General features: G+C 72.5%; 9 protein-coding genes. 3 read left to right on the top strand and 6 right to left on the bottom strand.

Annotation, left to right across the window (positions count from 1 at the left end):
• Window positions 1-48: 48 nt before the first annotated feature.
• Window positions 49-666 (bottom strand): hypothetical protein, encoded by a 618-nt coding sequence (locus tag ACFULQ_RS10805; protein WP_383541118.1) that lies wholly within the window; start codon window positions 664-666, stop codon window positions 49-51.
• 232 nt (window positions 667-898) lie between these two features.
• On the opposite strand from ACFULQ_RS10805, the gene ACFULQ_RS10800 reads away from it, so the two are divergent.
• Window positions 899-2,257, top strand: coding sequence for a helix-turn-helix domain-containing protein (locus ACFULQ_RS10800; protein ID WP_383541116.1), 1,359 nt, complete (start codon window positions 899-901; stop codon window positions 2,255-2,257).
• On the opposite strand, the gene ACFULQ_RS10795 is transcribed toward ACFULQ_RS10800, so the two are convergent.
• Together ACFULQ_RS10795 and ACFULQ_RS10790 are read right to left on the bottom strand one after the other, a co-directional pair.
• Entirely contained in the window at window positions 2,254-3,996 is a 1,743-nt protein-coding gene (locus ACFULQ_RS10795; RefSeq protein WP_383541114.1) for a pyruvate dehydrogenase, read from the bottom strand. The genes ACFULQ_RS10800 and ACFULQ_RS10795 overlap by 4 nt on opposite strands.
• 53 nt (window positions 3,997-4,049) lie before the next feature.
• On the bottom strand, window positions 4,050-5,960 hold the full coding sequence (locus ACFULQ_RS10790; RefSeq protein WP_383541112.1) for a protein phosphatase 2C domain-containing protein: 1,911 nt from the start codon (window positions 5,958-5,960) through the stop codon (window positions 4,050-4,052).
• A gap of 190 nt (window positions 5,961-6,150) precedes the next feature.
• Here ACFULQ_RS10790 and ACFULQ_RS10785 point away from each other — a divergent pair, with 190 nt between their 5' ends.
• Both ACFULQ_RS10785 and ACFULQ_RS10780 read left to right on the top strand, forming a co-directional pair.
• Entirely contained in the window at window positions 6,151-6,633 is a 483-nt protein-coding gene (locus ACFULQ_RS10785) for a DUF456 domain-containing protein (protein WP_383541110.1), read from the top strand.
• 68 nt (window positions 6,634-6,701) lie between these two features.
• Window positions 6,702-7,073 carry a PPOX class F420-dependent oxidoreductase gene (locus ACFULQ_RS10780; protein ID WP_383541107.1) on the top strand — a complete coding sequence of 124 codons (372 nt, stop codon included), beginning with the start codon at window positions 6,702-6,704 and terminating at the stop codon, window positions 7,071-7,073.
• Here ACFULQ_RS10780 and ACFULQ_RS10775 read toward each other — a convergent pair.
• The 3 genes from ACFULQ_RS10775 to rsgA all read right to left on the bottom strand — a co-directional run bounded on the left by ACFULQ_RS10775 (window position 7,070) and on the right by rsgA (window position 10,242).
• Window positions 7,070-7,552, bottom strand: coding sequence for a methylated-DNA--[protein]-cysteine S-methyltransferase (locus ACFULQ_RS10775; protein WP_383541105.1), 483 nt, complete (start codon window positions 7,550-7,552; stop codon window positions 7,070-7,072). The two genes, ACFULQ_RS10780 and ACFULQ_RS10775, sit on opposite strands and share 4 nt — an antisense overlap.
• Window positions 7,549-8,934, bottom strand: coding sequence for a bifunctional transcriptional activator/DNA repair enzyme AdaA (locus ACFULQ_RS10770; RefSeq protein WP_383541120.1), 1,386 nt, complete (start codon window positions 8,932-8,934; stop codon window positions 7,549-7,551). Before ACFULQ_RS10770 ends, ACFULQ_RS10775 begins: the two co-directional genes overlap by 4 nt.
• 216 nt (window positions 8,935-9,150) lie before the next feature.
• Window positions 9,151-10,242, bottom strand: a complete 1,092-nt coding sequence (rsgA, locus tag ACFULQ_RS10765) for a ribosome small subunit-dependent GTPase A (RefSeq protein ID WP_383541102.1) — start codon at window positions 10,240-10,242, stop codon at window positions 9,151-9,153.
• Window positions 10,243-10,435 lie beyond the last annotated feature (193 nt).

Below are 10,435 nucleotides of genomic sequence, written 5' to 3'. Positions count from 1 at the left end.
GTGCGGGGCCGCCCGCCCGACCCCCGTGCGGGAGGGCGGCCCCGCTGGTCAGTGGAGCTTCTTGACCGCGGTGACGGTCGTCTTCTTGAAGGCCTTCACCGGGGCGTCGGTGAGGCGGCCCATCTGGCCCCAGTTGACGACGGTCACGGTCCGGCCGTCCCGTCCGACCGACATGAGGTTGACGTCGAGAGCGCCGAAGGAGGTCTCGCTCTGCACGCCGTACACATGGGCGCCCTCCTCGACGGACAGCTTCCCGAAGTCCTTGCCGCTCGCCTCGGTCCCGGGGTCGGCCTGCTCGATCCGGGTCGCGCAGGTCCTGAAGTCCCGGTTCAGCTGGGAGACGAGGCTCTTGGCCGACGCGGTGTCGGGCAGGACGACGGTGACCTGGTGGGCTCCGGTCTCCAACTCCGTGCGGAAGTCGCGGTTCCAGGCGGAGGAGCGGGCCGGCACGGCCGTCTTCGCACAGACGCCGAGCCCCGACTCGCCCGCCCCACGGGTGACCTTGCCGGCCGTCCATGCCGAACTCGGGTGCGGCGGGAGGTCGGCGGCCGCGAGGAAGCCGGGCGCCTTGGGCGCGGCCTCCGCCGGGGTGGCGAGCGTCGCGCCGAGGGCGAGACCGGTGACGGCGAGAGCGGCGAGTGCGCCGACTCGGGTGCGCATGAACATGGGTGTCCCCCGTGATGAGTGCATGAGTGATAGGTGCATGAGTGCATGACTGATGCGATGACGCCCGCCGCCGGTGGTCGGTCCGGCCCTGGTCGGTGCGACACCAAGAGCATCGGCTGTCACAGGAGGTCCGCGCAACGACTGGCGGCCCTTTCGGCATGGTGGAACCATCCCAGCCCCTCTGACGTGCAGGTATATGGAGAGCCTGGGATACCGGATCAGGGGGGAATCGTTGTCCGCACCGGAACCACAGGGCGAGGTCCAGGAGTTCGCGGCCCTGCTGCGGCGCCTGAAGGAGCGGACGGACCGCAGTTACGGTTCGCTGGCCCGACGCCTGAACATGAACACCTCGACCCTGCACCGCTACTGCGCAGGCGACGCGGTGCCCGTCGACTTCGCACCGCTGGAACGCTTCGCCGCCCTGTGCGGGGCCTCGGCCGAGGAGCGGATGGACCTGCACCGGCTGTGGCTGTCGGCGGTGGCGGCGAGGCAGCGGCCACGGGCGGGTGAGGCCGCGACCGAGACCACCGAAGCGGCGCCGGTCGGCGGTACGGCGACAGAGCCCGCCGATCACGCGTCGGTCGATGACGTCTCGGTCGATGACACGGCCGGCGGTGTGGTCTCGGGCCCCGGTGTTTCCTCGCCCCGTCCCTGGTTCCGCCGGCGGCGCGTCGCCGTCGTCGCGGCCGGGGCCGTGGCGCTGCTCGCCACACTGGGCAGTCTGTCGGCGTTGCCCTCGGGGCGTTCCGGGTCGGACACGGTCGCCGAGGCGCCGGACCCGTCGGCCCGGACGTCGGCGTCGGGCACTCCCGACCACTCTCCGTCCAAGTCGCCCAGTCCCGCCGCCAGTTCAGGATCCCCGACGCCCCAGGGCACCGGCGGGAGCCCCTCCGCGTCGGCGCCGGGCGGGGGCGCGGGCTCCAAGGGCACCGGCAGGGCCGGGAAGCAGGGCAGCGCCACCGGCACCCCGCTCACCTGGACCGCCAACTCCCACGTCTGGTTCGCGGGCTGCGGCCACGACTACGTCATCGACAGGCCGCCCGCCCAGGTCCCGCCGCCTCCGGTCGCGCAGGACGCGGCGCTGTGGTCGGCGACCCAGGGCGCGATCCACGGCCGGCAGACCATGGTGCAGATCTCGGTGCAGGGCCGCAGCTCCACCGCGGTCGTCCTGGAGGACCTCCGCGTCCGGGTCGTCTCCCGCGGGGCTCCGGTCCAGGGCACCGCGTACGCCATGGACCAGGGCTGCGGAGGCGCGCTCACCCCGCGCTACTTCTCCGTCGACCTCGACAAGGACCGCCCGATAGCGCAGTCGAGGCCCGGCAACGACAGCGGGAACGTCATCCCGGCCGTCAGGATGCCCTACCGGGTCTCCTCGACGGACCCGGAGATCCTGCTGGTGACCGCGGAGACCGTCACCTGCGACTGCGGCTGGTACCTCGAACTGGACTGGTCCTCCCAGGGCCGCACCGGCACGGTCCGGGTCGACGACCACGGCAAGCCGTTCCGCACGACAGGCATCAAGGGCCTGCCCCGCTACCGGTACGGCACGGACGCGGCCGGTCAGCGGGCCTGGGTGGAGTACGACGGTTAGGGCCGGGGCACGTTGCGGAGGTTGGAGCGGGCCATCTGGAGCATCCGGCCGACTCCGCCGTCCAGGACGATCTTCGAGGCGGACAGGGCGAAGCCGGTGACCATCTCGGCGCTGATCTTCGGCGGGATGGACAGGGCGTTGGGGTCGGTGACGATGTCCACGAGCGCCGGGCCCTTGTGCTTGAACGCCGCCTTCAGCGCCCCGGCGAGATCCTTGGGCCTCTCGACCCGCTCGCCGTAGGCACCGCAGGCGCGGGCCACGGCGGCGAAGTCGGGGTTCTTGTTGGTGGTGCCGTAGGAGGGCAGACCGGCGACCAGCATCTCCAACTCGACCATGCCGAGGGAGGAGTTGTTGAAGAGGACGACCTTCACGGGGAGGTCGTACTGCACGAGGGTCAGGAAGTCGCCCATCAGCATGGAGAATCCGCCGTCGCCGGACATCGACACGACCTGGCGCCCGCGGTCGGTGAACTGCGCCCCGATCGCCATCGGCAGCGCGTTCGCCATCGACCCGTGGGAGAACGAACCGATCACGCGGCGGCGGCCGTTGGGCGTGATGTACCGCGCGGCCCACACATTGCACATCCCGGTGTCCACGGTGAACACGGCGTCGTCGGAGGCGAGTTCGTCCAGTACGGAGGCCACGTACTCGGGATGGATCGGGACGTGCTTGTCGACCTTGCGGGTGTACGCCTTCACGACCCCTTCGAGCGCGTCGGCGTGCTTCTTGAGCATCTTGTCGAGGAAGCGCCGGTTGGTCTTCTCCTTCACCCGGGGGGTGAGACAGCGCAGGGTCTCCTTCACGTCGCCCCAGACGGCGAGGTCCAGCTTGGAGCGGCGGCCGAGGTGTTCGGGCCGTACGTCGACCTGGGCGATCTGGACGTCGTCGGGGAGGAAGGCGTTGTACGGGAAGTCGGTGCCGAGCAGGATCAGCAGATCGCACTCGTGGGTCGCCTCGTAGGCGGCGCCGTAGCCGAGCAGGCCGCTCATGCCGACGTCGAAGGGGTTGTCGTACTGGATCCACTCCTTGCCGCGGAGGGCGTGCCCCACGGGCGACTTGACCTTCTCCGCGAACTCCATGACCTCGGCGTGCGCGCCCGCGGTGCCGCTGCCGCAGAAGAGGGTGATCCTCTGGGCCTTGTCGATCATCTCGACGAGCTTGTCGATCTCGGTGTCGCCGGGGCGGACGGAGGGCCGTGAGGTGACGAGGGCGGTCTCGGCGGCCTTCTCCGGGGCGGGCTGGTCGGCGATGTCGCCGGGGAGGGAGACGACGCTGACGCCGGAGCGGCCGACAGCGTTCTGGATGGCGGTCTGGAGCAGCCTCGGCATCTGCTTGGGACTGGAGATCAGCTCGCTGTAGTGGCTGCACTCGCGGAACAGCTGGTCGGGGTGGGTCTCCTGGAAGTAGCCAAGGCCGATCTCGCTGGAGGGGATGTGCGAGGCGAGGGCGAGGACCGGGGCCATGGAGCGGTGGGCGTCGTAGAGCCCGTTGATGAGGTGGAGGTTGCCGGGGCCGCAGGAACCCGCGCAGGCGGTGAGCTTGCCGGTGATCTGGGCTTCCGCGCCCGCGGCGAAGGCGGCGGTCTCCTCGTGCCGTACATGGACCCAGTCGATGGCGGCGTTGCGCCGTACGGCGTCCACGACCGGGTTGAGGCTGTCGCCGACGACGCCGTAGAGACGCTTGACTCCGGCCTTGACGAGGATGTCCACGAACTGCTCGGCGACGTTCTGTTTGGCCATGGATCCATGCACCCCTTCGGTCTTTTGGGTCCATCAATCCACAGTGGCCCCGATCACGCCTCCCAAACCGCGGCGGCCGTACGGTCGTCGGCGTATCCCTTGACCCGGACCTGGCTGTCGGCGAGGAACCCGGCGAGGCCGGGCGGGGGTCCTGACCACCGTCCCGTGAGGTATTCGCACAGTTCGGGCTCGCCGCGCAGGGGCTCGGCGAGGCCGCCGGTGCACATCAGGAGGGTGTCACCCGGGCGGGCGACGGAGGCACGGAAGCGGAAGGGTTCGCGGGGCGGTTCCGGGGCGGGTTCGTAGGGGCTCGGGGGTGTGGGGATGCCGAGGTCCATGGTGAGGCGGTCGCCGTCGGGGGTCTCGGCGGGCAGGGAGCCGAAGCCGAGGACCGGTTCGCCGGTGACGTCGGTGACCAGGGGTTCGATGTCGTGCCACTCGCCGTCACGCAGCCGGAAGAGGCCGCCGTCGCCGACGCCGAAGAACACCCGGACCCGGCAGTCGGGGTCGGCGGGCAGCAGCAGACACCGCAGGCTGGCCGCGTACTCCTCGGGGTCGATGCCCTGTTCCGCGGCGCTGGCCCGGAGTTTGCCGAGGCTACGGTCGGTGAGGCGGTGCAGGCCGGACTTGAGATCACCGCGGCGGGCTGCGCCGATGTCCTGGGCGAGCCGGGCGTGACTGCGCCCCACGGCCCGTGCGATCCACTGACAGGCCTCGGCGGCGGCCCGGTGGGCACCGGGGGTGGCGCGGGCGCCGGTGGCCATGGCGACGAGGACCAGCGCCTGGTCGCCGGTGCCGAACCGGGCGGTGAGCAGGGAGTCCCGCCGCGGCTCCCCCCGGAACCTCGCGGAGTCCCCGCGCACGGACACGGCCCGCAGCGTGCAGGCCCCGTACCTGGCCCCGTCCAGCACGGTGTCCGCCACGAGGTCGTCGAGCTCGTCGGGGTCCGCGGGCGGGAGCGCGGTGGGCTCGGCGTCGTAGGTGGGAGGCCCGGACCCGACGAAGCCGACGGGGGCGGGAGGCAGGGTGGGGATGTCCACTCGGGTGGCTGTGCGGAGGGGGTGGGGGGTGAGATCGGGGTCGGCCGCGGGGGTGGGGGCGGATGCCGGAGGGGCACCCTCGGGAGTGCGGTCGTCGTCGGGGGGCTCGGGCGTGGGGTTGGGCTGGGTGGAGCCGGGGCCGGTGAGGGCGGTGGCCGGCGCGGGTTCCTGAGCGGGCTCCTGGGCGGCCTCGGCGGCCGGGGCGGCCCACCAGTCTCCTACGGCATGGTGGGTGCCGGCCTGCGCGGACACGTCCCCGACCCCGCCCGCGGAAACCGACCCCTCACCGGCGTCGCCCTTGCGCGGGTCCGCACCGGCGCCGGCTTCGACATCGCCGTCCCGCGATGGCGCCGGCGGTGTCGCCGGGCGTGGTGGGGCGGTCGGGGGTGGGGGTGGTGCGGTGGGCGGCCTTGGGGTGTCGGGGGGACGGCGGGACGCGGGGACGTTCGTGACGGGGGGTGTCTCCGTGGACGTACGGCCGCCGAAGGGCGACGGTGGGAGGTCCGAGGGGGCGCGCTCGTCGAAGCCGGGGGGTGTGGGGCCGGGCGGGAAGGCCACCGGGCCCTGCACGGTACCGGGCGGCGGCTCCGAGAGGCCGCGGTCCCGGTCGGCGCTGGTGCGGGGCGGCGCGTCCGCGCTGGTGCGGGGCGGTACGTCCCCGCTGGTGCGCGGCGGCACGTCCGCGCTGGCGCGCGGCGGCGCGTCCGTCGGGTCGGGGATGCGCGGCGCGGGGACGCCGGGGGCGGCTCCACGGCCCGCCACGGCGTCGCCATCGCCCCCGTCGTCCACCGCCCCCGCCGCCGAGGCGAAGCGGTCGTCCAGGGTGTCCGGGGCCGGTGCGGGGCCCGTGTCGTCCGTGGAGTCGTACAGCTGCCCCCACCAGTCGTCCTCGTGACCCGTGGGCCTACCCCCCTGCTGGCTCATGCCCCCAATTGTCCACCGCGGGAGCCGTATGAAAACGGGGCATCCACAAAAAGGGGACACGACCGAGTGCGTCGAACGGCGTGTCGAGTGAGCCCTCGAACACACGTGCCGAAGGAATCCGTCCTCACCACCCCGGTCCCGCGAAGATCGCTGACCTGCGCATCCCCACCCCCTCCGGCACCCTGGACGAATGGGAGTGTGGGACCTCCTCCTGGTCGGCTCGGTCATGCTGTTCGGCCTGGTCGGCGTCCTGGTGCCCGGAGTGCCGGGATCGTGGCTGGTGTGGGCCGCGGTCCTGTGGTGGGCGCTGAAGGATCCCCAGCCGGTCGCCTGGTTCGTGCTCGTGTCGGCCACCGCCGCCCTGTTCCTGTCCCAGGTGGTCCGCTGGGCGCTGCCGCCCCGCAGACTGCGGGCGAGCGGGGCCACCGCGCGGCTGGCGGCGTACGCCGGGCTGGGCGCGTTCCTCGGGTTCTTCCTGATCCCCGTGATCGGCGCGATCCCCGGGTTCATGGCCGGCATCTACCTCGCCGAACGCCTCCGCCTGGGCCGGCACGGCGAGGCGAGGGCCGCCCTGCGGCAGGCGATGCGCTCGGGCGGCTCCAGCGTGCTGGCGGAGCTGTTCACCTGTCTGCTCATCATGGGCGCGTGGCTGGGGACGGTGCTGTGGGGCTGACGTACGACCGCGGTCCTAGGTCCGGATTCCGATGTGCGGTTCCCGCGGCGCGTGTTTGGGTGTCTGCCATGACCGCATTCAGCGAGGCCGAGCGCGCATACCTGAAGTCACAGCGGCTGGGACGGCTGGCCACCGTCGATCAGCACGGGCAGCCGCAGGCGAACCCGGTCGGCTTCTTCCCGCAGGACGACGGCACCATCCTGATCGGCGGCTACGCACTGGGCCGTACCAAGAAGTGGCGCAACCTCCAGAAGAACCCGAAGGTCGCGCTGGTGGTCGACGACATCGTGAGCCTGAAGCCGTGGCGGGTCCGCGGCATCGACATCCGCGGGGAGGCGGAACTCCTCACCGGCCCGCACGGGTTGGGCCCGCACTTCAGCGAGGAGCTGATCCGCGTCCATCCGCGTCGGATCCACAGTTGGGGACTGGAGGAGTCCTAGAGCGAGCCCTCCAGGGTGAGCAGGGCCGTCTTGCGCTCCAGGCCGCCCGCGTATCCGGTCAGGGCGCCGTTCGCGCCGATCACGCGGTGGCACGGGCGGAGGATCAGCAGCGGGTTGGCGCCGATCGCACCGCCGACGGCCCGGACGGCGACCCGGGAGGCGCCGACGCGGGCGGCGATCTCGCCGTACGTCGTGGTCGCGCCGTACGGCACGTCGTCGAGGGCGTCCCAGACCCGGGTGCGGAACTCGGTGCCCTCGGGGCGCAACTCCAGCCGGAACTCCTTGAGTTCACCGGCGAAGTAGGCGGCGAGCTGCTCCTGGGCCGCCCGGAAGGGGCCGGGGTCGTGCCGCCAACCCTCCTGGACGGTACGGCCGTTCTTCTGTCCCGGCACGGAGAGCGAGATCAGTGCGCCGGTCTCGTCGGCGGTGAGGAGCAGCTCGCCGACGGGGCTGTCGAGGCGGGTCCAGCGGGTGGTCATGATGACTCCAACTCTCCTGCTGCGCGCAGGTGTTGCCAGGCGTAGGAGCGCCAGGGGCGCCAGGTGTCGGGGGTGTCGAGGCCGGGTGGGGGGACGTCGGGGTCGCCGAGCGCGCGGGCACGGACGACGGCGACCGTACGGGCGTCCAGGCCGGGCAGCGCGAGCAGCGCGTGCTGCGCCTCGTCGCGGTCGGCGCCCGGGTCCAGCCGTACGGCGCCGTCGGCGAGGGCGGTCGCGAGCGCCCTCAGGGGACCGGCCGTCTCCGTGAGGGCGGCGGGCTCGGGAAAGAGATGGGTGAGGCCCCCGCAGGGGGCGTCCAGTGTCTTGCCGAAGCGCTGGACGAGCCGTTCGGCTTCGGCACGGCCCACCAGGGCCCGTACGGCGAACTCCTCGGGGTCGGCGGCGCCGGGCGAGCGGAGTCCGGGGCGGGCGTCGACCAGCGGGGCGAGCCGGGGGTCCTCGGCGAGGCGTTCGTCGACGGCGTAGGGATCGGCGTCGAGGTCGAACAGGCGCCGCAGCCGCCCGACGGCGGTGGTCAGGTCGCGGGGGTCGGTCAGGTGCAGCTGGGCGTCGAGCCAGCCGCCGGGGTGGGCGCCGGAGGTGGTCCTGAGCGTGCCGGGGCGTTCGAGGACGGCGACGATCCCGGTGCCGTGCGGGAGGCGCAGGGTACGGCGGTAGGTGCGCCTGCCCGGTGCGCCGGTCACCTCCTCGACGCCGGGGGCGGCCTCGCTCGCCAGCAGGTCGAAGACGGCGCCGGACCGGTAGGGGCCGCGGTGGGCGAGCCGTAGCGGAATGCCCGCGGTGGGGGTGGCCGCGCGGCGAGCGGTCCGGGCGGCGGCCCTGAGGTCGGTGGGGGTGGCGGCGTAGATCTCGCGGACCGTGTCGTTGAACTGCCGCACGCTGGCGAAGCCCGCCGCGAAGGCGATCTCCGTGACCGGCAGGCCGGTGGTCTGGAGCAGGACGCGGGCGGTGTGGGCCCGCTGGGCGCGGGCGAGGGCGACGGGTCCCGCGCCGAGCTCCGTGGTGAGCTGGCGCTGGACCTGCCGTGCGCTGTAGCCGAGGCGGCCGGCGAGCCCGGCGACGCCCTCCCGGTCGACGACCCCGTCGCCGATCAGGCGCATCGCCCGGCCCACGACGTCAGCCCGTACGTTCCAGTCCGCGGAACCGGGCACCGCGTCCGGGCGGCACCGCCGGCAGGCCCGGAAACCGGAGCCCTGCGCGGCGGCGGCCGTCGGGTAGAAGCGGACGTTGTGACGCTTCGGGGTCACCGCGGGGCAGCTGGGCCGGCAGTAGATCCCGGTGGTCTCGACAGCGAAGAAGAACTCCCCGTCGAACCGGGCGTCCCTGCTGCGGACGGCTTCGTACCTGGTGTCTTCGTCCATCACGCCATCCAGTCTCCGCCGTGCACGGGGGATGCCGCTGGCGGAAATCGGACATGGCGGTGCGTGGGCGACTGCGGGTCCGTCGTGGCTGGTCGCGCAGTTCCCCGCGCCCCTGGGTGGGTACAGGCCAGGCCTGCCTCAGCTGTACCCACTTTCTTGGGGGCGCGGGGAACTGCGCGACCAGCCCCCACTCAGCAGCAGCCGAACGACGACCCGCTACCTCCAACCGCTCCGCTTCGCCTCCATCGCCGCCTTCCCCTGCGCCCCCCGCTTCTTCCACTCCTTCCGAATCTCCGAACGGAGCCTCGCATCCGTCTTCGCAACGATCCGCTGGTTCTCCCGGATCAGCTTCCGATAGCTCTCCAACCGCCGTTCCGCCAGCTCGCCGGAGGCAATCGCGGCGAGCACCGCGCACCCCGGCTCGCTCTCGTGCGCGCAGTCGTGGAACCGGCACCGCTCGGCGAGCTCCTCGATCTCCGAGAACACCTGTCCGACGCCGACCTCGGCGTCCCACAGCCCCACGCCCCGCAGACCGGGCGTGTCGATCAGCACACCCCCGCCGGGCAGGGCGAGCAGATTGCGGGTGGTGGTCGTGTGACGGCCCTTCCCGTCGACGTCCCGCGTGGCGTGCACCTGCATCACGTCCTCGCCCACCAGCACGTTGGCCAGCGTGGACTTCCCCGCGCCGGACTGCCCGAGCAGCACGGTCGTACCGCCGGAGACGGTCGCGACGAGGACGTCGAGCCCTTCTCCGTCCAGCGCGCTGACGGTCAGCACCGGCACGCCGGGAGCCGTCGTCTCCACGTCCTCGACGAGATGCGAGAGCGTGACCGCGTCCGGCACCAGGTCGGCCTTGGTCAGCACGACGACGGGCTGGGCGCCGGACTCCCAGGCCAGGGCCAGGAAGCGTTCGATGCGGCCGAGGTCGAGTTCGACGGCGAGCGACACGGCGACGAGGGCGTGGTCGACGTTGGCGGCGAGGATCTGCCCCTCGGACCGCTTGGAGGAGGTGGAGCGTACGAAGGCGGTACGGCGTGGCAGATACGTCCGTACGTAGCGTGGGTTGCCCCCGGGTTCGACGACGGCCCAGTCGCCGGTGCACAGGACCCGCAGCGGGTCGTGCGGGGTGACGAAGGCCGTGTCGGCCCGCAGCATCCCGTCGGCGGTGACGATGTCGCACTGCCCGCGGTCGACCCGGACCACGCGGCCGGGGATGAGCCCCTCGGGCTCGTAGGGGGCGAACTCGTCCGCCCATGCCTCGTCCCAGCCGTAGGGAGCGAGAGCGGAAAAAACTGAGGTGGAAGTCAAGGGAGACCCTTCACAGGGTGGCCCGGCACAGGAATTTCGATGTCAGCCGAGAGCCACGGAGGTGGACGTGATGATCTGGATGCGGGCAGCGCTCATCGCAAGGACAGCCATCGGTCGACACCTCCTCCCATTCCCAGCTCGTCGGGCACGGCGGCCGTGAGCCGACGTGCGAAGCGGTCCTCACTTTAAGGGG

Source organism: Streptomyces sp. NPDC057253, assembly GCF_042669125.1.
GTDB lineage: Bacteria > Actinomycetota > Actinomycetes > Streptomycetales > Streptomycetaceae > Streptomyces.
This window is presented reverse-complemented; position numbering and strand designations above follow the sequence as displayed.

Coding starts and splice junctions, on each gene's coding strand:
- ACFULQ_RS10805 (WP_383541118.1), bottom strand. CDS start 666: ATGTTCATGCGCACCCGAGTCGGCGCACTCGCCGCTCTCGCCGTCACC.
- ACFULQ_RS10795 (WP_383541114.1), bottom strand. CDS start 3,996: ATGGCCAAACAGAACGTCGCCGAGCAGTTCGTGGACATCCTCGTCAAG.
- ACFULQ_RS10790 (WP_383541112.1), bottom strand. CDS start 5,960: ATGAGCCAGCAGGGGGGTAGGCCCACGGGTCACGAGGACGACTGGTGG.
- ACFULQ_RS10785 (WP_383541110.1), top strand. CDS start 6,151: ATGGGAGTGTGGGACCTCCTCCTGGTCGGCTCGGTCATGCTGTTCGGC.
- ACFULQ_RS10780 (WP_383541107.1), top strand. CDS start 6,702: ATGACCGCATTCAGCGAGGCCGAGCGCGCATACCTGAAGTCACAGCGG.
- ACFULQ_RS10775 (WP_383541105.1), bottom strand. CDS start 7,552: ATGACCACCCGCTGGACCCGCCTCGACAGCCCCGTCGGCGAGCTGCTC.
- ACFULQ_RS10770 (WP_383541120.1), bottom strand. CDS start 8,934: ATGGACGAAGACACCAGGTACGAAGCCGTCCGCAGCAGGGACGCCCGG.